The sequence below is a fragment of the Pinibacter aurantiacus genome, from assembly GCF_019130065.1.
In the GTDB taxonomy this organism is placed as follows: Bacteria; Bacteroidota; Bacteroidia; order Chitinophagales; family Chitinophagaceae; genus Pinibacter; species Pinibacter aurantiacus.
This window is the reverse complement of sequence record NZ_JAHSPG010000003.1, coordinates 657,667-677,522: the sequence shown is the minus strand read 5'-3', so window position 1 is coordinate 677,522 and position 19,856 is coordinate 657,667. Positions and strand designations below refer to the sequence as shown.

Annotated in this window: 17 protein-coding genes; 12 read left to right on the top strand and 5 right to left on the bottom strand. The window is 39.0% G+C overall.

Annotated elements, in window-relative coordinates:
- Window positions 1-15: 15 nt before the first annotated feature.
- The 8 genes from KTO63_RS08595 (at window position 16) to KTO63_RS08560 (ending at window position 13,058) form a co-directional block, all read left to right on the top strand.
- Entirely contained in the window at window positions 16-2,127 is a 2,112-nt protein-coding gene (locus KTO63_RS08595) for a fibronectin type III domain-containing protein (protein ID WP_217790814.1), read from the top strand.
- 4 nt (window positions 2,128-2,131) lie between these two features.
- A complete protein-coding gene (locus tag KTO63_RS08590) occupies window positions 2,132-5,281 on the top strand; it encodes a T9SS type A sorting domain-containing protein (protein ID WP_217790813.1) in 3,150 nt (1,049 codons plus the stop codon).
- A gap of 33 nt (window positions 5,282-5,314) precedes the next feature.
- Complete coding sequence (locus tag KTO63_RS08585) at window positions 5,315-5,740, top strand: hypothetical protein (RefSeq protein ID WP_217790812.1); 426 nt, start codon at window positions 5,315-5,317, stop codon at window positions 5,738-5,740.
- Between the two features lie 100 nt (window positions 5,741-5,840).
- The gene (locus KTO63_RS08580) at window positions 5,841-9,104 is read left to right on the top strand and encodes a fibronectin type III domain-containing protein (protein ID WP_217790811.1); all 3,264 of its coding nucleotides are present in this window, start codon (window positions 5,841-5,843) and stop codon (window positions 9,102-9,104) included.
- A 10-nt stretch (window positions 9,105-9,114) separates the two neighbouring features.
- Window positions 9,115-10,038 (top strand): hypothetical protein, encoded by a 924-nt coding sequence (locus tag KTO63_RS08575; protein WP_217790810.1) that lies wholly within the window; start codon window positions 9,115-9,117, stop codon window positions 10,036-10,038.
- A 411-nt stretch (window positions 10,039-10,449) separates the two neighbouring features.
- The gene (locus KTO63_RS08570; RefSeq protein ID WP_217790809.1) at window positions 10,450-11,373 is read left to right on the top strand and encodes a hypothetical protein; all 924 of its coding nucleotides are present in this window, start codon (window positions 10,450-10,452) and stop codon (window positions 11,371-11,373) included.
- 32 nt (window positions 11,374-11,405) lie between these two features.
- The gene (locus KTO63_RS08565) at window positions 11,406-12,341 is read left to right on the top strand and encodes a hypothetical protein (protein ID WP_217790808.1); all 936 of its coding nucleotides are present in this window, start codon (window positions 11,406-11,408) and stop codon (window positions 12,339-12,341) included.
- 15 nt (window positions 12,342-12,356) lie between these two features.
- A complete protein-coding gene (locus KTO63_RS08560; protein WP_217790807.1) occupies window positions 12,357-13,058 on the top strand; it encodes a hypothetical protein in 702 nt (233 codons plus the stop codon).
- A gap of 79 nt (window positions 13,059-13,137) precedes the next feature.
- On the opposite strand, the gene KTO63_RS08555 is transcribed toward KTO63_RS08560, so the two are convergent.
- The 5 genes from KTO63_RS08555 to KTO63_RS08535 form a co-directional block, all read right to left on the bottom strand.
- A complete protein-coding gene (locus tag KTO63_RS08555; RefSeq protein ID WP_217790806.1) occupies window positions 13,138-13,575 on the bottom strand; it encodes a VOC family protein in 438 nt (145 codons plus the stop codon).
- A 132-nt stretch (window positions 13,576-13,707) separates the two neighbouring features.
- Entirely contained in the window at window positions 13,708-14,250 is a 543-nt protein-coding gene (locus KTO63_RS08550; protein ID WP_217790805.1) for a glycosyltransferase, read from the bottom strand.
- Window positions 14,251-14,386: 136 nt separating this feature from the next.
- Complete coding sequence (locus tag KTO63_RS08545; RefSeq protein ID WP_217790804.1) at window positions 14,387-15,061, bottom strand: dihydrodipicolinate reductase C-terminal domain-containing protein; 675 nt, start codon at window positions 15,059-15,061, stop codon at window positions 14,387-14,389.
- Between the two features lie 40 nt (window positions 15,062-15,101).
- A complete protein-coding gene (locus KTO63_RS08540; RefSeq protein ID WP_217790803.1) occupies window positions 15,102-15,623 on the bottom strand; it encodes a DinB family protein in 522 nt (173 codons plus the stop codon).
- A 202-nt stretch (window positions 15,624-15,825) separates the two neighbouring features.
- Window positions 15,826-16,755: a c-type cytochrome gene (locus tag KTO63_RS08535; RefSeq protein WP_217790802.1), complete on the bottom strand. Its 930-nt coding sequence runs from the start codon at window positions 16,753-16,755 to the stop codon at window positions 15,826-15,828.
- Window positions 16,756-17,015: 260 nt separating this feature from the next.
- Here KTO63_RS08535 and KTO63_RS26370 point away from each other — a divergent pair, with 260 nt between their 5' ends.
- From KTO63_RS26370 to KTO63_RS08520, 4 genes are all read left to right on the top strand, one after another.
- The gene (locus KTO63_RS26370; RefSeq protein ID WP_262901957.1) at window positions 17,016-17,141 is read left to right on the top strand and encodes a hypothetical protein; all 126 of its coding nucleotides are present in this window, start codon (window positions 17,016-17,018) and stop codon (window positions 17,139-17,141) included.
- A 166-nt stretch (window positions 17,142-17,307) separates the two neighbouring features.
- The gene (locus KTO63_RS08530) at window positions 17,308-17,769 is read left to right on the top strand and encodes a DUF4268 domain-containing protein (RefSeq protein ID WP_217790801.1); all 462 of its coding nucleotides are present in this window, start codon (window positions 17,308-17,310) and stop codon (window positions 17,767-17,769) included.
- Between the two features lie 96 nt (window positions 17,770-17,865).
- A complete protein-coding gene (locus tag KTO63_RS08525) occupies window positions 17,866-19,035 on the top strand; it encodes a glycoside hydrolase family 88 protein (protein ID WP_217790800.1) in 1,170 nt (389 codons plus the stop codon).
- 30 nt (window positions 19,036-19,065) lie between these two features.
- Complete coding sequence (locus KTO63_RS08520; RefSeq protein WP_217790799.1) at window positions 19,066-19,740, top strand: class I SAM-dependent methyltransferase; 675 nt, start codon at window positions 19,066-19,068, stop codon at window positions 19,738-19,740.
- Window positions 19,741-19,856: the final 116 nt, after the last annotated feature.

The window sequence follows — 19,856 nt, the reverse complement described above, 5'->3', positions numbered from 1 at the left end:
AATAGAAAAGTGAGTATGAAAAGAAAGATAATAAACTACGTAAAGAATGTCTGCATCGTTCTCTCTGTATTGTTTGCACCCTTAATGTTATTGGCGCAAACAAAAGAGAAAAAAACACAACCTGCTATCCGCATGATAGGTCGTGCCGACAGTGCTGGGAAGAAAATATACCTGCGCTGGGCAGCAACAGATCCGCAAGTCTGGAAAATTAATAACCAGTATGGCTATACGCTGGAACGGTTTACAGTGCTGCGTGATAGAAATATGTTGTCTGTACCGGAACGTAAACTGATCACAGTAAAGCCATTAAAACCGCAGCCTTTGACAGCCTGGGAAACGCTTGCGATAAAAGATAGCAATGCGGCCGTCATTGCGCAGGCACTTTACGGAAAGGATTTTGAAGTAAGCATTTCGGAAAAAGGAGCCGCTAAAATAATGGCGCAGTCCCAGGAATTGCAACAACGTTTTTCGTTTGCACTATATGCTGCGGACAACAGTTTCGATGGGGCTCTAATGGCAGGCTGGGGATATGTAGATACAGATGTAAAAGCAAATGAAAAATATTTGTATCGCCTAAAAACGGCAGCGCCACAAGGCGTTTTGAAAACAGATTCAACAGGTGTGTTTATCAGCCCGGCGGAATATGAGCCGCTTCCTGCCGTGCAGGAAATTGTGGCGCAGTTTGGTAATCATGGTGCACTCTTAAGCTGGGATATGCACATGCTTTCGCGTTATTATGCTTCGTACTATGTAGAAAGATCAGACGATGGCGGGGCAAGGTTCAATCGCATCAATCGTTCCCCGGTAAGCAATTTTGACGATAAAGACGGACAGCCAACGCGCATGTATTTTGTGGATTCGTTGCCAGAGAATGGTAAAGAATATCAGTACCGTGTGATGGGGCTAAATCCTTTTGGACAAACAGGACCAGCTTCACAAATAATAAAAGGTAAGGGCAAAGAAATGTTAGCAGCTGTTCCCAATATACGCAACGCTTATGTAGATGAAAAAGGTGCATTACAGGTGAATTGGGTCTTTGATGAAAAAGCAAATGACCTTATTAAAGGATTTGTATTGCAAAGAGCCGATAAAGCAACCGGACCTTACAAAGCCTTTAGTGACACACTTGCCAACTCGCTGCGACATGCCGGGATAAAGAAAGAACTAAGCTCTTCTAATTATTTTACCATTACAGCTATTGCAAAGGAAGGAGAAGCAAGCACTTCATTTCCGTATTTGGTGCAGCCAATTGATTCCACGCCGCCAGCCATACCGACAGGTGTTAAAGCTGTGATTGATACGAACGGCGTAGTTACATTAACATGGAACAAGAACACTGAAAATGACTTGATGGGCTACAAGGTATTCCGGGCGCAAAAAAAAGATGAAGAACCTGTGCCACTCATAGATTCGTTTTGGGTAAGAAATAGTTTTAAAGATACACTCAGTTTAAAGCTGCTCAATAAAAAAGTGTATTACGCCGTGAGCGCTTTGGACGAGCGTTTCAACCAGTCTCAAAAATCTGCATTAGTGGAAGTAAAGAAACCGTCCGTTATCCCTCCTTCACCGGCAGTGCTCACAAAGTTTAAAGTAGAGGGCAATAGCGTTACACTTCGTTGGATCAACAGTACAGATGAAGATATTGCAGCGCATATTCTCTATCGTAAAATGGACGGAGACACTGCATTTGAACTTGTTCAAACATTTGAAGGTAGGAGCGTAGATAGCTTTGCAGATGCCGGTCTGAAAGCTTCCCAAAAATATCATTACTACCTGCAGGCAAAAAATGAAGACGGTTTAACTACGAATTCAGAAGAGCTGATAATTACCACTACCAGCAATGCTTCTTCCAAAGATATGCAGATCACAAAGCTGTATGCTTTTCCTGAAGCAGACAAAAGGCGTATAGAAGTTTCGTGGGATGACAAGATTGAAAACGTGGTGGAGTATAATGTATACAAAGCGATAAACGGTAAACAGCTTACTCTATTTAAAGTAATTCCTACAGCGCAGAAAGGATTGTATGATACAGATGTACAGGCTAATACAGAATATCAATATGCAGTAATGGCAGTACTCCGTTCAGGAGCATTTAGTGGAATGAAAGCAGTAACAGTAAAATATTAAAAAGATGAAAGTACGTTTAAGTGTTTTGTTATTATTTTTGGTACTTTTTGTACAACCAATATTTGCTCAGGTTGGTAATGGAAACTATCAAGTTACCATAAACACTACTGTGTGGGATGGGCATGATAATAATAGTGGAAGATGTAGCAACAATTTTAAGTACTATTTTCAATATACAGATAATGCAAATGCAGAACTGGTTTGGCAGGAAGCAAATGGCTTGGGAACACAACCTACAGTATGGAGCAAACAGGTGACCTTTCCGGCTACCCGTGCATTGGTAAAAATTTATACTACCTCCAGTCGGAATTGGCATAGTTGGGGTGGCTGTAATGGCTACGATGACAATAAAGGCCCAGACAAGTACATGACCATACCTTGCTTTGTAGGTAGCTACAATGATATTTATGATGTTTGGTCGAGCTATACCAGTATTTCGATAGCGCCTGAAAAAGTGGTAATTGCTGCGCCAAGCAACATATTGCCCGAGAATGATAAGCTATCATTTCAAGCTTCACACAATTTCCCATCTTCCGTTTATAATTGGCAGTACTCCCTGGATGGCAATACATGGAACGATTTTCCTTCTGGCTCCAATTCTGATAACATTTCTATTTCTGGATACGAATTAATGGGAAGTGCATTTAGACCGCTTATTGGGTCAGGTAATATCTTTATAAGAATTGATTACAAATGTGGCAAGCGGTATTCAAATATACTTACGTTAAATCCCCGGCTATCATCTCCTAAAATAGTTTCAACAATTGCAACTCCCAACAAATGTTATGGGGAATCAAACGGTAATGTGAAAATTCAATTTGACCGTGCCTTATTGCCAAATGAATCGTTGAACATATACCTGGAAGATACAACCTCGACGTCGGGGTATAGCAATGATATGTTAAACCTGACTTCTTTAAATGCAGACAATTCCGTTGCTTGGCCCTCTGAACTGCCCCCGGGTGGCTACAGAATAACACTACTGGGCAAGTATCCCAATAGTAGCATCACAACATATACGGATGGCATAAATCATATAGGTCGTTTTGGTTTTACCGGTCCTACAGCGGTTCAATATAGCGCCACAAGCCGCGACGTGTATTGTAATGGAGGATCAGACGCGACCATAACGGTTAATGCAACCGGAGGTGTTGGCAACTACCAGGTGGGGTATAAAAAGATGCAGGATAATAATTATACATGGATGCCATTTTCGAGCGCCAACCAACATGTTATTACCGGACTTGATACCGGCACTTATTATATACGACTGCTGGATGGCAATAATTGCATAATGAAAGATGGCAGTGGAAATGAAGTGATCAGCACAATAGCTATTAACCAACCGGCAGAAGCGCTTCATGTCGATGCATCTCAAATTATCAATCCTCTGGCATTTGGTTATACGGATGGAAGTATAACGGCGATACTCACAGGGGGTACTCCAATAAGCGGCAATAGCTACAATGTTGACTGGTCAAAGTTGGATGGCACTTCATTCACGCCGCAGGCACCAACAACCAATCCATTTACCACTGTAGTGCAAAACCTGGGAGATGGTAAGTATATACTTTCTGCAAAAGATGCCAATTTCACACTCACCTCGGGTGTAGATGCAAAAGGTTGTATGCTCAAAGATACTTTCACCGTAACACAGCCTTTGCCTTTAAAAGTAACCATTAATGAAAAGCAGGTGATCTCTTGCAAAGGAGCGAATGACGGTCTGCTATATGCTCAAGGAGAGGGTGGTATTGAAATACCCATATTCCGTTATAAATATCAATGGTTCAAAAATGATAACGGTTCGTGGATGGATATCAGTCAATCCGATAGCATCGCAACGCGTCTAATCGCTGGTATCTATAAAGTGATCATCACTGATAAAAACAACATCACAAAGGAATCAACACCATTTACTCTTACAGAGCCTGAGCAATTAGTAGTATCCTTAACCAGCACACCGCTTATTTGTAATGGCAGCAATAACGGAACGGCTGATGCTAGTATTACTGGAGGTACATTACCTTATCATATTGAATGGGCAACAGGTGACACAACCAACGCAATTACCGGCCTTTCACAAGGCACATACATGGCCTTTATAACAGATGCGCGTGGTTGCCAGACGCAACAACAGGTTAAAGTGGCAAGTCCTGATCCGATCCTCTTTAGCAATATAATCGTTAAGGACCCAACCTGCTTTGGTGGAAAAGATGGCGCAATCACCTACGTAGCAACAGGCGGTGCGCAGCCGTATACATATAGCTGGAGCAATAATGCAACCAGCCCCATGTTAAATGCTATACCTGCAGGAAATTACAATGTGACGATTACAGATAAAAACAACTGTACAGCACAGCAAACATTCAAGGTCTTTGATCCCGCAAAAGTGGTTGTTGATCTTGGTCCGGATAGAACACTATGTAATGAACAGGTTTTGATAGCTGATGCCTCTATTGCCAATGGAATGATTTACCAATGGAGTGGCAGTAGTGGTTTCAGTGCATCTACTTCCCAGGTAACATTAAGCAATCCCGGCACGTATAACGTGAAAGCTATTGACGGCAATGGTTGCACCGCCTTTGATACCATTAACATCACGAGAAGCAACGCCCTTGTAGCTGCCGAAATGGTTGCCGCTACACAAGCCTTCCAGGACCAAGATGTAGAATTGGTAAACATCAGTAAACCTGCTCCGGAAAAAGTAGAGTGGCTACTGCCGCCGGATAATGTAACCGTTCTTAATACCAGCGATCAGTATGCGGCCATACGATTCCGCGACACCGGACTATATACCATCGGATTAAAAACAATGGTAGGAGCCTGCGAAAAAATTGTGACCCAACCCATCACCATTGTAAAAGCAGAATCTTTCGATGATCCCGGTGGAACCGCTTCTCCGTTTGTAAAAGAGTTTGTGGTGTTACCCAATCCGTCACACGGCCAGTTTACCGTAAAAATCACGTTACAGGAGGCTTCTCCAATAGAATTGAGATTGATCAATATCAACAGCGGTCTTATTGCAAATGTGCTCAAGCAAAGCGGCAGTGCGCAATACATCATTCCTTATAATCTTAACCTAGCTGCAGGCATATACTCATTGGTACTGGAAACATCAAAAGAATATCGCGTGATCAAAATAATGATCCTTTAAAAAGTTTTTTTAATAATTAAAATAAATTCCAAAATGAAAAAAACAATTCTTGGTTTGGCAGCTTTAACTGCGTTGGCATTCGTAGCATGTAAAAAAAACAATGATTCTTCTCCTGCGCAGAAGATCATAGGTAAATGGCAGTTGGTGAACGATGTAACTAAGGTTACGAGTAAAAGCACCGGACAAGTTACACGGAACGATACTACAACCTACTCAATTGATAGCTATATCGACTTTAGAACTGACGGGTATGCTTATAGCTATGCGAACGAGGGTTATGATATTTCTCGTGACACGGTAAAATACATGGTGTCGGGGAGTCTGCTTATCTCGGGTACTAGTGCACAAGGCTTTGATACAGTAACTATCAAGACTTTAACAGATAATGTCTTGTCTATCTACTCGAAAGAAGATGGTCCTTATAATACCTATGAGTGGACCGAAAATGCCAAAAAATAACAGAATGTTATAACGCCCTCTGCTGCCTTCATAAGAATATAAAGGCGACCGAATGTGTTATTTGTCACAACTAATTTTCAAGCAACATCACTAGTTTTTCATGAGCAAGAAGCACTTGATCCGTTCCATAAAAAATGTAATTATAACGCTACAGTTATTAGTGGCAGCACATTTTAACGCACAGGCACAAATCTATCCTGTGCAGGTAATGCCACAATTGATTGCGCCTTATACAGCCAGCATACCGGAGTATTACAATGGAACAAATGAGAAATTTGTGGTGTTGCTTGTTAATACAGATCTTACCAAGCCTACATTACAGGTAAGGCTCAAACTGACCATACAAGGAGGAGGCATAGTTCTCACTAGTCGCGATGATGTGTATTATCCCGCGCTTACCCTCGATGCCGGTGTGGCACAACGCATCACCTTAAATGACCTGGCTCCTTACTTTGATGCCAATAATTTGATATTCCAGGGCATAACCCGTGCCCAGTACCAGCAAACGCGCCGCTTAAATGACGGCTTCTATCAATTTTGCGTGGAAGCTTATGAGTACAACACCAATCGCCTCGTAGGTCGCAGCAACTGCGCCATGGCATGGATCAGCTTACTTGATCCGCCAATTTTGAATCTTCCAATCAAGTCTGAATCGATTGCTTATCGAGACCCAACCAATATTATTTTCCAGTGGACACCGCGCAACCTGAGCAGCCCAACGGCCGCATTTAATACTGAATATGAATTTACCCTTGTAGAACTATGGGATAATGGGATTGCGCCCGAGGCTGCTTTCAATACAACGCAACCTCTTTACAGAACTACTACACAAGCCACCACCTTATTATATGGCCCATCGGAGCCCTTGCTTATACCCGGCAAGCGCTATGGTTGGCGCATAAGAGCGCAAGCCAGTGATGGAAGCCAAAACAGCGATGCGTATAAAAACAACGGCTATAGTGAAATCTACTGGTTCACCTATCAAAGAAATTGCCCTGAGCCGTTTAATGTACAATGCGATGTAAGCGGCGGCAGGGCCACCATTACATGGAGTGCCAATGCACAACAGAACAGGTACACAGTCGACTATCGCGAAAAGAACCAAAGCGGCAGTAGCTGGTACACGGTAAACAGTACTACCAACAGAGTAATGCTGTACGACCTGAAAAAAGACAAACAATACGAATACCGTGTGGGCGGCTTTTGCGACCTGGCAACAGGCAACTTCCCACTAGATGGCGCGGTATATACTAACATCAAAACCTTTGCCCTCAATGGCAGCAATCGAGAGGATAATCTTGCCTGCGGCATATTGCAACCCGAATTGAAGATTGCCAATCGAACATCTATACAAAGCCTGATCAGTGGTGAAATAATAACAGCAGGTGATTTTCCTGTAAAGCTTATTAATGTGCAGGGTAGCAATGGCAACTTTACTGGCAATGGTTATGTCACCGTTCCATTTCTTGGTAAAGCAGCCGTGAAAGTCCGGTTCAGTAACATTAACGTGAACACAGACAAACAACTGATCGGGGGATTAATTGAAACAACCTATGATGCAAGAGAAACACAGATTGTTGCAGTTGATACGCTAATCAATGATTTAAACGGGTTGTTAAGCGGGGCCAAAAATAAATTGAATGATTTGCTTGATTTAAATGATCCAACTAAGCTTAAGAAAGCCATAGACTCAATTGAAAATGCGACATTAACGAAAGTGGAGAATGATTCGATCAGAAAAGAAATAAGCAAGAAATTTGAGGAGATAAAAGGCATAGCAGCCAATGTGCCATTAAACACTCCGGAGAATAAAGAGTCAGTTACAACTAAACTGGATGAAATTCAGCAATTGGCAGGAAGTGGATCTCAAGGTAATGCTGTTGCAGATGCAAATAAGCCCAAGGCAGACAGGAAAAGTTTTTATTCCATAGAAGGAAATAAGTTTTATAATGGTGATACCATATTTTTACCTAAATCAAACAAGCTTTTCACTTTTAAAGCCTACTGTGACAGTATCCGTCTCTTTAGTAAGAATAGCGTTTGGAATGGCCTTACAGCGAGAGATTCCGCAACGGCAACATTCGTTCCGAGCACCGTTTCAACCAGCATTAGGGGTAGTCGAATCAGTACGATTTATAATGATAGCCTGAGGCATGATACGTTAATATGTAAGGTTGTGGTGGTGGATGTTAAGTTTAGTGAAGACCCTAATCAATTGTGGGGATTTGATGAAAATGAGGGCTCCAAAGAAGATATGTATGTTCCCGCATATAAGCTGAGTTCTAGTTCACTTAGCACAACTTTTGTTTCATATAATACCGTTCCTGCTCCTGGCATTCCTTGGAAATCGGTTGAAGATAATGGAAATTACGATAAAGTAAATGTGCAAATTTTTCCACCAGGCGCAGAGAAAAAGGTTTTTTTTAGATTGAAGGATTCTATCAATTACAATGTACGACCGCAACGGCCTACAACTAATCCTCAAACGATAGAAATTAATAACACGGTCAATACAAATTTTACGGAACTCATACCTCGTATCGGGAACTTTGAAAATGATACGTTGCAGCTTAAAATTAAAGGGTATACAAAGGTTATAAAGAAAGTTGCGATAATAACTATAAATGAAAGTAATGATGATGTACAATTAGTTCGAATTAATGATACTACATTATTTGATACTACTGCAATAATTACTTGGGGAAATAATAGATTTCTTGATTCGAAAATTTCAGGCGATGATAGAGTTTTGTATAGATCATGGGCTAATGATTCAGTCATTGTTGCAGGACCAAATAAAAGATGTGAAACGAAAGCTAACAATCGTGATATTATAACTACTGTTTTACCAAGAAGCAATTTTCAGGCTGCATTAAATAGCATATATAAGAATGGTGTAGTTGAATGGGAGGTAGACCCGGCAAACTATGTTAGAACTATTAATTATGACTTTAATAAGGACAGTATGCTAGATGTCTCGACCTGGGCAACACAAGAAAGATTAAGGATAATTGATAGTTGTGGAACCAATGATGGTAGATATAATTTATTTGTAGTTGATTTTCCGAGTGATGGCGCCCAAAATGGGATGATGAAATTTAATCAATTATATGGTTTTTTCTATTATAGAAGGCATCCATCAACAGGCGGTAGTTTGCCAGGTAACGTATATAAAACAGCTGCCCATGAGTGTGGTCACGGGGGATTTGGATTTTGGCATCCATGGAATGAGTTTAGCGTATATCCAGATAGGGCAAGAGGAAATTGGAATACTAAAGATGCTAACAATTTGATGGAATGGGATGGCGGATGGAATAGGGACAAAATTAGAAAGTACCAGTGGGATTTAATTAATAGACATTAATACAAAATACATGAGATATTATCTTATATTATTAAGCGGTATACTGTTGTCAACTAATAACAGTTATGCTCAAAAAAGTGGGGATTCCTTAGATAGTAATTTGTCAATAATAATTGATCGGATGGTGAAAACAGGTGAAAAGCCATATAGCATTATACAAACTTTAAAAGTCGAGGATCGTCCGGATTTATTAGTGCCACTTCTTAGTAAATATGATACGATCAATAATTCAATTGTGCAACAGAAAGTATTTGAATGTTATCATGATTATGGCATTAAATCCCCTGATATTAAATTCAGGCAGAAAATGGTTTTAAAACTTCTTAGTGGGTGCAGTGATACAGTAGATAAATCATATGCATGCGGCACTAATCTTAATTATTTAAAAAAGTTTGCAACTGCAGATTTTAATGAGAAATCAAAAAGTATTATACGTGGAAAAATAATTGCGTCAAAAAAGTATATTGGTGACTTCAGTTTAATTGCAGGCATGTTGTCCTTAAATGATATGATGTCTATTGTCGAAGAACTATCAATGAAGAACGACAAAGATGTTCAGTTTAAACTAGCTTTGGCAAGAATGGGAAATGACAAAGCCTTAAATGAGCTTTATTACTTTTTTAAATCTTTATCAATTAATGAAAGATTGATGAACTATGAAGAAGATTTAATGTATGTGAAGCAACCTAAAATACTCCAATTAATTATAGAAGATTTGTATTCCGAAGAATATTATAGTGTATTGGAAGAGGGAGCGAAGAATCCTATTATATATAAGTATAATCAATACGCTCTTTTCATACTTTCGAAAGTTATCGAAGGATTTCCTTTGAAGGCTAACTATGCAAAAAGCTACACTAACAAAGAAGTTGAAATTGCGAGAATGTGGATAAAGCAAAACGGAAAATATAAGATAATTAAAAATGTTTTTTAAATGATATTAAGGGTTAAAGAAAATCGCAATTGAGCAAAATAATACTGGTGTTGATTTTATAGTATCGCAGTAAGCAAAATGAATTCGATTATGAAAAAACTATCACTATGGATTGAAAAGAATTTGTAGGTGGCGCGAAGAATATTTTGGTCCACAGATCGTATTCTGTGGAATGTCCCTATTTCAAACAGGTATTTGTTTTTTACATCCCAACATTGCTCCGAATGTTTATATGACAGCAACACATGAATTGGGACATGGTCAATTCGATTTAGAACATCCTTTTCATGAATTTGTTGGGTTTCCTAGAGGAGGGAAAGACATTTTTAATATTATGAATTATGGGAATGATAGAAATAGATTTAGAAAATATCAATGGGATAAGATTAGATAATAACAAAAATATAGAATATGAAATCACTTTTTTTGCTACTGCTTTTGGTGTTATTTCAATTTAAAGGATTTACACAGTTTGTAAGTAATGAGATAGATAACATTGTTAGTGAGTATACTAAAAATCCTCAGAACAAATTGACATTTTTTTATACAATTGAAAAATATCAAGATGATACTATCCAACTAAATAAAATAATGGTTGAGCTTGTTAAACACCTTCACAAAGATGAAGAAATAGATTTTCAAATAGTTAACTCTTTGCTTGATGTTGCAAACGGTCGGTTTAGTAATAGCTTCGTTATCAAAGATGAGGCACTTTTAAAACTAACAGATATTCTCAATGATTTACTAGTGCTTTCAAGCAATAGAAATTTTATCGCCGAGAATTTGATGTATTACAATTTTGGCTTGTATAATGAGCAGTCAAAAAATAGTTTACTCAAAAGTTTAAAGAATAGGAAGCTATGTTTTAATTGGACAATTTTAGAAGTAGGTGCGTTGAATATACCTGGTGGTAAACAAGCATTGCAAACTATTATTGATAGTAATTGGACGGAATTTAAAGACGCTGCTTTAGTTGCATTATGTAGGATGGGTGATAAGCATTCACTTGATATCTTTTTCACCAAAATAAATAAGATAGACCCTGTTGAAAAGGCTTTTGATCAATACTATAGAAAGATCGAATACATAAAACAGCCAGAAAGCATTCTGTTTTTAGTAAAATTATTAGACTCAAAAGCTCTCAACGAAATGCCGAAAGAAACGATGAAACCTACAAAGTTCGCGGCGACAATTGTGAGGGTCTTATCACGTATGATTATCGATTTTCCAATTAAATATTTTAATGATGCCGAAGAAGACAATGCTATAAAAATGGCAAAAGAATGGTGGAAAGAAAATAAATCTACCTACAAGATAAACAGAGAAAAATATTGACCTCAGTGATTATATCATCAATGTAATTAGGTATGAAAAAATATTTTTTGTTGATATCCACGCTTAGTAGTCTTTCTTTCTTTTCTTATTCTCAAAACAGTATAGTAAAAGAAATTGAATCAAGAATCAGTCGATCAATAAATTCTACTGATAGTTCTTACAATCAGTTTACTATTGATGATTTGCTTTCGAATAAAGAAATAGATAGTTTGCAATACTGGCCTATATACAGAAGTTTAAACGAAAAATTAAGAATAAAAAATAAGTTGGATTTCGATCTAATTGCATCCTTTTATTCTATCTCCGCTCATTCAAATAACATAGACTTAAAGAAAGCAATTGCTTATAGGCAGTTGCTTATAATTAATGACTCTTCATTTTCCCAATTTAATAGAAATTTTAGTTCGTCAAGTATGTCAAGTATTGATCTAAGCTTTTATGACAATGATTTATCCAAAAAACAAATAACCATAAATTTAGACCGAAAAAATGCCGATAGAAATATCATACTTCTTGCGGGGGCATTGCAAATGCAAAACCTGACTCCACAACTGCAGAAAATTGTCGATAGTAATTTTGCAGGAAATTCGACAAATGCAGCATTGGCATTGTGTCGAATGGGGAATCACGATGCCTTGCAAAAATATTTTAGTTCAATACATCGACTAAGCGTAAAGAATATTGTTCATGACAATTGGAAGGAAATTGAATATATAAAACAAGCTGAAAGTATTGACTTGTTAGTTACTATTCTTTTTTCGACCGAAACAGAGCCAGCATTAAAAGAAACCTGGCCACCTGAAAAACTTGCTTACTATGGTATGGAAGCATTGGACAGAATGCTGAAAAATTGTCCGATTAAAGTAAGAGGTATTTACAGTAATGAAAGGGACGCCAAACTTGAAGATATGCGTAAATGGGTAAAAAATAATAGAAAAAGTTTGGTTATTAATAAAAATATTTGGTAGTGAAATTAGCCCTATATGAAAAAGAATGTTTTATTCGGAATGCTTATATCCGTTTACGTATGCGGTCAAGCACAAACTAATGATAAGGATTATGTTTTAGTACTTACAAATAATATTAATGATACTACAATAAATGTTTCTAGTAGAGAATATGACAGTAAACAACTCAAAAATTATGAATTTAAATCGTTCACTGATCAGGCAAAAATAAATTTGATCAAAAATGTTAAAAATAGAAAGATGTGTTGTAACGGAGCAATTTTGGAAGTGGGTGCGTTGAATATGAATGGCGGTAAGCAAGTATTGCAAACTATTATTGATAGTAATTGGACGGAATTTAAAGATGCTGCTTTAGTTGCATTATGTAGGATGGGTGATAAGCATTCTCTTGATATCTTCTTTTCAAAAATAAATAAGGCAGACCCCGCTGAGAAAGCTTTTGATCAATATTATAGAGAAATCGAATACATAAAACAGCCAGAAAGTATTCGGTTTTTAGTGAAATTATTGGACTCAAAAGCTCTCAACGAAATGCCGAAAGAAACGATGAAACCTACAAAGTTCGCGGCGACAATTGTGAGGGTCTTATCACGTATGATTATCGATTTTCCAATTAAATATTTTAATGATGCCGAAGAAGACAATGCTATAAAAATGGCAAAAGAATGGTGGTTTAAGAATAGAAGCAATTATAAAATTGACAATAGTAAATATTGAAGCATATAGCTGGTTTTACACAGCGATGCTTTCCAGTCTTTCCCGTTGTTTAACACCTTCGCGAAGGCTGAGGGTGCCTCTAGTTTACATTATTGTTTGGGTTAAAATCCACAATCCATTCAATACCATATTTGTCCCGAAAACAGCCAAAGTATGAACCCCAGGGGCTGTCACCGATAGGGCCTTCTATTTGTCCACCTACCGAAAGACCGTTAAATAATTTGTCTGCTTCTTCTTTACTATCTGCTGAGATTACAATTTTACTTCTGTTCTCATTTTCGTTTGTTCTTCCCATGCTTTCCGGAACATCATTTGCCATCAACATGTTACTTTTACCGATAGGCAAAGCAATATGCATTATCTTATTTTCTTCGTTTTCTGCTACCGGAAATTCGACGCTTGCAATGTCTTTGAAACGAATAACTTTTGCAAACTCTCCGCCAAATACTGACTTGTAAAAGGTAAACGCCTCTTCGGCATTTCCGTTGAAATTGATGTGAGGATTGATTAGTGCCATAACTCTTTTTTTAGTAGATAAACATACAGCTTAACTACAAAATAAGTACGGTGTAATCCCGTCAAAAAGGAGGTTGATTGCGCCAGCGACTGGTTGCTTTATTTATTGGAAAGCAGAATTATTCGCTATTCCTTAACCGTACACCACATCCAGCTTACTCTTATTGTAGAACAAGCTTGAAATGTCTTCAGGTACAATAGATTTATACCTTTCCACAAGGTCATCTTTAATTTTTTTCAGCTTATCCATGATAAATGACGTTTTGCCAAAGGCACCCATTCTGATGTTAGATCCATTTTGTTTTTCGGTCTTCAAGAGCTCTTTTAAAGGAACAAAAACCGCCAGTGATGATACGGATGGGATATCCAATATTCGCGCAATGACGCCTGCAAATGGATAGGCTTCGGAATAAACGATGTAATCAAACTTGTAAGCCCTGGTTTGCGAAAGAACATCGTCAACAAATTTTGTGGGGCGTAATTGTTTCGCATCTGATATATTCATGTCTTCTTTGTAAGCCACAAATTCGGCGCCTGCCTCCTGTACTGATTTTTTAAATTCTTCTGAGCTAAAGAAAACAACATCTTCTCCCTGGCTGGTTAACTCTCGAGCAAGCCCTAATGTTGGATTCATGTGCGTTTCCGACGGCATGCTCAGGAACAATATTCTTGACATATTCTTTTGTTTATCAATCTTCAATTCAGCAAAGTCAATTGCTGTATAAAGGTAGACGAGCCAAAAGGCAGAATATTTTATGGTTTTGGAAAAAAACTTAGGCGTAGATGATCTTCAAGCGGTGAATCACTTTATTCTACAGCATATTCCTATCAATCAACTCCAGCACATCATACTTTCTTCTTTCGAAAGAATTTTCAAGAACGGCATTGATGATCTTTTTTACACCATTCACGTATGAATCATGTCCCAGCACTTTTGTCTCAATGATAACCTGGTCCGGGCCATCTTCAATAATTATTTTGTGATAGGCATGTTTGTCAAGATATTCTGCGGGAATGCCAACTTCATTTAACTGTGTACCAGCTTCTCTGATTGACTTGATTTCAGCCGATGGAAAGTTTAATGAATGTGCAAGATTGTAGGCCGTTCCCGGAACGGATTTTTTCGCAGACTGATGAGATTCTATAATGGAGATATTATTTTTTGAAAAATAATGTCCGTAAAGTTTTAACATGTTCATTGTCTTCAATAATAAAATTGAAGTGTTGGGACAGATGATCAAAGTAAAATCAGCGGCCATGCTTTCTGTTACAAGGCCGGTTGAAAGCTCTATAAGTAATGATCCGGTCTTTTTGCAAAACTCAATGCACTCATCCAATTGCCTGCCCGAGCCTGCATGAACGATAATTGCTTTCTCGTTTGTAGCATAATCAGTTTCCCACTTCAATACATCGCAAGAAGGAAATGATAGTGGAGCCGATAGTATTGCGGTTGCTAATTTGCCTGAACCTGCGATGAATATTTTCATTTTGCTTTCTTAAAATGGAGTTGGGTTGTGATCCGCAAAATTAATCGTTGGCAGTCAGTTGTTGTAGAAAAATGTCAATCCTTGCTTTTTGCCTCAAGTGATGACGAAAATGCATTTCAGCAAATCGCAGCCAATCTTCCGCGCCAAAGTAATTTAGGCCCGGATGTTTGGTCTTTCCTTTAAAATCACTTTTTGCCATTAATGAGGCTGTTCTATTCATTTTCATTTTTAAAGAAACCAGGGCAGCTTGTAATTGGTGCTTGCTTATTGGCTGTGGGGTAGCTGCATTTTCCGGAGGGCCTTCAATCAATTGATCGGGAAACTCGTTGTTACGAAACATCTCGTTTGCATGATTGGCTGCTGCCTCATTCAGGAAATCGTTATTCGATATACAAATGGCGATCTGATCGATGTAAAAATCTGTGTTTTCCAAAAGGTGCATGTACAACTGGCCGAGCGACCAGCTTTCAGCGGAAGGTTTAGTGGAAAGCTGTTCAAAGGTATAGTGATTCAAACCTGCAATCCAGTAATCTATTATATCATTAAAGTCGTCAATGAGCATAGTGAAGCAGAAATGGTTCTGAAAAATTGTTGCCTATCAAAACTAAGATAAATGGAGGGGAACTAAATATGAAAACGGTGCCTTGTCTTGTACGCAATTGCTTCAGCAAATAATAGCCGAACTGATTTCTGCATTAAAAAAGCTCCCGTTTTGACGCCGGTGTTGGGCTCAAAACGGAAGCAGAAATGATTCTTTTCCGAAACTACTTTTTCACGATAGTTGTTTTTACAGGTTTCAGGGTTTTAAGGTAATTGTAGACGGCTGTCAGTTCATCATCATCCATTCGTTTGAATGAGTTCCACGGCATTGGTGAGCCCGGAATAACTTTGCCCATGCGAAAACGATCGATGAAATTTTGCTTTGACCAGTTGAATATTCTGCCGGTAGAATCGGGTGTAAGGTTAGGGGTTATAAAGCCCTCTATTTCGCCGCCTCCGCCAAACGGTTCACCGATGAATGCACCGGACATGTCTCGCAAAGTGTGACAACCGTTACATTCAGCAACACTTAAGGCAAGATATTTTCCGTAGGCTGCAGTGGTATCTCTTGGAACGCTTTTGGGAACATCGCCGGTAGGACCAACTGGTTTTACCAAAAACGCCTTCACAATGTTGCCCATTATATTCAACTCATTTTCCGGCACTGCGTTTCTTACAGGTTTTTGTGCACGTAAATAAGAAATGACTGAAGTAAGATCTTCGTCGCTCATATTGTGAAACGGCATGAAATCGTACACTGCCGCGCCATTTGGATGTACGCCAAAACGGAGCGCCCTTGCAATTTCACCGTCGGTATAGTTGCCTATCCCAGTTTCTTTGTCTGGTGTGATATTTTTGGAATAAACCGCTCCCAAAGGCAGATCAAACTTAAACCCGCCGGTAAGTGGCACTTCCTGGCCAAGCTCGTAAAGTGAATCCACATTCGCCGTGCTGTGGCAGTTGATACAATGCGCAGAGCTGAATACCAAATGTTTTCCTCTCGCAATCACTGCCGTATCTGTAGAGGCTTTAATATCGGGATAAGGGGCTTCAAATCGCAGGTCTTGCCGGGAGGCCACAGTAACGGTGATGCCTGCAACAATTACAGCCAGTACTATAAAGGTCCATTTCAAAATTTTTTTCAGCTTTCTCATAACAAAAAGTGGTAAGGTTTAGGAGAACCACGCCACAAGGTAGAAACGGGAAAAAGCTGGTGCAATGAGAGAGGTGGCGAACTGTTGAAATGGCTGCATGAGTTGAGGATTTGAAAATATGGGAATTTGAAAATTTGAAAATGCCGGGGCAAGTTGTTAGTTGTTGGGCCTTAGTGACGACTAATCGAAATTGAACTCTAACAACTGACAACTTTTATCTACAAGGCATGATTTTTTAAACTGTTCCCTAAAATAATTTTATGAGAGACTGGCTAAGAACACTGCTCGCCGGTTACGGCGCTTATAAATGGGGTGGTGGCTGTTTTGGAACGATCATCGTTTTTATCATTCTCTACTGGCTTTTGGGGCATGTGGGATGCAACTAGAGAACGGAACGCTGATTTTCATGATTTTCATGATTGTCATGATTAAGGAGTTGAGAATTGAGAGTTGAGAGTTGAGGATTAATGCGGGTCTGTAACTTCAAATCTCAAAAAATCATAAGAGATCATGATAATCATGAAAATCTGCGTTCCTTGCTATCTTTGAAACATGTACACCAAGCAAGAAGCAGCAGCACTAAAACAATCATTCTGGACCGCATTTGGCCAATACATGTCCCTGCATCTTTCTGCCGAAGGCGAAAAAGCGAACTGGATCAACTACAAGACGGGCGAAAAAAATATTTACTTCAGAATGAATGCCGACAATAGAACTGCGTCTATTGGCATTGAGATTGCACATCCTTCCTCCGATATTCAGCACTTATATTTTGAGCAATTTGAGCAATTGAAGGCGGTTCTTCACGAAACCCTTGGCGAAGAATGGACCTGGCAAAAAGATGTTCGCGATGAAACCGGGCGCCAGGTATGCCGCATTTATACATTTACCGAAGGCATAAATATTTTCAAAAAAGATGACTGGCCGGCAATTATTTCCTTTTTAAAACCACGCATCATCGCACTCGATGAATTCTGGATTTCAGCGAAATACGTTTTTGAAACACTACGTTAAAACCACGTCAGCGAATACTACATCATTAATTTCAAACTGTTTATGCTAAATTGGCCGCTCTTTACACGCATTTGAAATAACCAAATACCAGGACTCATGAAAAAAACGCTTGTCTTACTTTTTTTATTTGCATCTGTAATGGCCGTTGCCCAACCCAAAGTTGACGTTGACAAACAGATAAAACTTTGTGTGAATCAATACAAAGGAATGCTGGCTGCCTGCACAGATACAACGTTGTTTCCGCAATCGATCAGCCCGGACGGGTCATTATATAAAAGGAAAAGTGATTGGTGGTGCAGTGGTTTCTTTGGCGGCTCCCTATGGTATTTATTTGAGTACACCAAGGACGACAGCCTGAAGCGTGCTGCAGAAAAATGGACAATGGCGGTGGCAAAAGAGCAATATAACAAAGGCACCCACGATTTAGGATTTATGCTGTATTGCCCATTTGGGAATGGCTATCGCCTCACCAAAAATCCTGCTTATAAAACCATTATGTTAAACGGAGCTCAATCTTTATCGACAAGATTCGACCCGAACGTGGGCGTTATAAAATCATGGAACAATTTCAGTGGCTATAAATATCCGGTGATCATCGACAATATGATGAACCTGGAATTTTTATTCTGGGCTGCAAAAGCTTCCGGCGATAAAAAGTTCTACAACATTTGTATCTCGCATGCTGACAAAACCCTGAAGAATCATTTCAGACCAGATTACAGCAGTTATCATGTTGTGTGCTATGACAGCGTAGGAAATGTGTTGGCAAGGAAAACTGCCCAAGGCTACGCCGATAATTCAGCGTGGGCGAGGGGACAGGCGTGGGGACTTTACGGCTACACGGTAATGTATAGGGCAACAAAGGATAAAAAATACCTGGACCAGGCCGTTAACATTGCATCGTTCTACATGAACAATCCAACGCTGCCTGCTGATAAGATTCCTTACTGGGATTTCAATTCTCCTACCATTCCAAATGATGTACGCGATGCTTCTGCAGCGGCTATTGCAGCTTCTGCTTTGCTTGAATTAAGCGGATATGTGAAGAAAGACAAAAGCAAATCCTACATAAACTTTGCTGAGCAGGTTTTGCAAAGCCTTTCTGGTCCCGAATATTTTGCAACAGAAGGCAATCAAAATTTTATACTGAAACACAGCACCGGACACAAGCCCGCAAAAAGTGAAATTGATACACCAATAATTTACGCCGACTATTATTACATCGAGGCATTGCTGCGTTATAAAAAACTTATGGCGCACAAATAGCAATGATTTAGCAAATAGGCGCGGATATTTGTGGTACAGAAAACAGTGCAAATGATGAATGATAAACTTTCTTTAGAAATCATTGAGTTTGGTAATACTTCTATCAAGCTATATGTTCCTGGTTACGGCTACGTAAAACAGAAATATGAAGAAAGTAAATTGAATGCTGCCGGCGCGCATTTTCCTTATTGGGCAAAAATATGGCCGGCAGCTATTGGTATGTGTAATTTCATTAACGCCCATTCGTCTTTGATTACAGGGAAAAAGGTGTTGGAACTCGCTGCCGGCTTAGGATTGCCGTCGCTCTTAGCCGCTGCTTATGCCGCGGAAGTTTGCTGCAGCGATTATTTGCAGGATGCAATTGATGTCATTGACAGATCAATTGCCATCAACGAGTACAATAATATTTACACACAACTATTGAACTGGCACCATTTGCCAGACAGTTTACAGGCGGACATTTTGCTGATGAGTGATGTGAATTACGATGAAGAAGAATTTGCTGTTCTCTATAAGGTAATTGAAAGATTCATTGCCGGAGGTACCACAATCATTTTATCTACGCCACAAAGATTAATGGCAAAATCATTCATCGGTAAGTTGATGCCGTGGGTGGCCCATCAGGAAGAAATGGAAATAAATGTTCCTGAAAAAACATTTGTTTCCATTTTTGTTTTAAGAAAGAAAAAAAAGGATAAGGTCTAAAACCAATTAATAATTAATAATTAATAATTAATATGGCAGCATTTGTTATTAAGTGTGGCCTTTATAATTGTCAAACAGAAATGGTCTTAACCAACAATTATGTTGCTGTGTCATCA

What these genes read in the sequence shown, in the direction of transcription:
- KTO63_RS08550 (WP_217790805.1), bottom strand. Translation starts at nt 14,250, where the DNA reads ATGTCAAGAATATTGTTCCTGAGCATGCCGTCGGAAACGCACATGAAT.
- KTO63_RS08565 (WP_217790808.1), top strand. Translation starts at nt 11,406, where the DNA reads ATGAAAAAATATTTTTTGTTGATATCCACGCTTAGTAGTCTTTCTTTC.
- KTO63_RS26370 (WP_262901957.1), top strand. Translation starts at nt 17,016, where the DNA reads ATGAGAGACTGGCTAAGAACACTGCTCGCCGGTTACGGCGCTTATAAA.
- KTO63_RS08590 (WP_217790813.1), top strand. Translation starts at nt 2,132, where the DNA reads ATGAAAGTACGTTTAAGTGTTTTGTTATTATTTTTGGTACTTTTTGTA.
- KTO63_RS08575 (WP_217790810.1), top strand. Translation starts at nt 9,115, where the DNA reads ATGAGATATTATCTTATATTATTAAGCGGTATACTGTTGTCAACTAAT.
- KTO63_RS08525 (WP_217790800.1), top strand. Translation starts at nt 17,866, where the DNA reads ATGAAAAAAACGCTTGTCTTACTTTTTTTATTTGCATCTGTAATGGCC.
- KTO63_RS08545 (WP_217790804.1), bottom strand. Translation starts at nt 15,061, where the DNA reads ATGAAAATATTCATCGCAGGTTCAGGCAAATTAGCAACCGCAATACTA.
- KTO63_RS08555 (WP_217790806.1), bottom strand. Translation starts at nt 13,575, where the DNA reads ATGGCACTAATCAATCCTCACATCAATTTCAACGGAAATGCCGAAGAG.
- KTO63_RS08535 (WP_217790802.1), bottom strand. Translation starts at nt 16,755, where the DNA reads ATGAGAAAGCTGAAAAAAATTTTGAAATGGACCTTTATAGTACTGGCT.
- KTO63_RS08580 (WP_217790811.1), top strand. Translation starts at nt 5,841, where the DNA reads ATGAGCAAGAAGCACTTGATCCGTTCCATAAAAAATGTAATTATAACG.
- KTO63_RS08560 (WP_217790807.1), top strand. Translation starts at nt 12,357, where the DNA reads ATGAAAAAGAATGTTTTATTCGGAATGCTTATATCCGTTTACGTATGC.
- KTO63_RS08570 (WP_217790809.1), top strand. Translation starts at nt 10,450, where the DNA reads ATGAAATCACTTTTTTTGCTACTGCTTTTGGTGTTATTTCAATTTAAA.
- KTO63_RS08540 (WP_217790803.1), bottom strand. Translation starts at nt 15,623, where the DNA reads ATGCTCATTGACGACTTTAATGATATAATAGATTACTGGATTGCAGGT.
- KTO63_RS08595 (WP_217790814.1), top strand. Translation starts at nt 16, where the DNA reads ATGAAAAGAAAGATAATAAACTACGTAAAGAATGTCTGCATCGTTCTC.
- KTO63_RS08530 (WP_217790801.1), top strand. Translation starts at nt 17,308, where the DNA reads ATGTACACCAAGCAAGAAGCAGCAGCACTAAAACAATCATTCTGGACC.
- KTO63_RS08585 (WP_217790812.1), top strand. Translation starts at nt 5,315, where the DNA reads ATGAAAAAAACAATTCTTGGTTTGGCAGCTTTAACTGCGTTGGCATTC.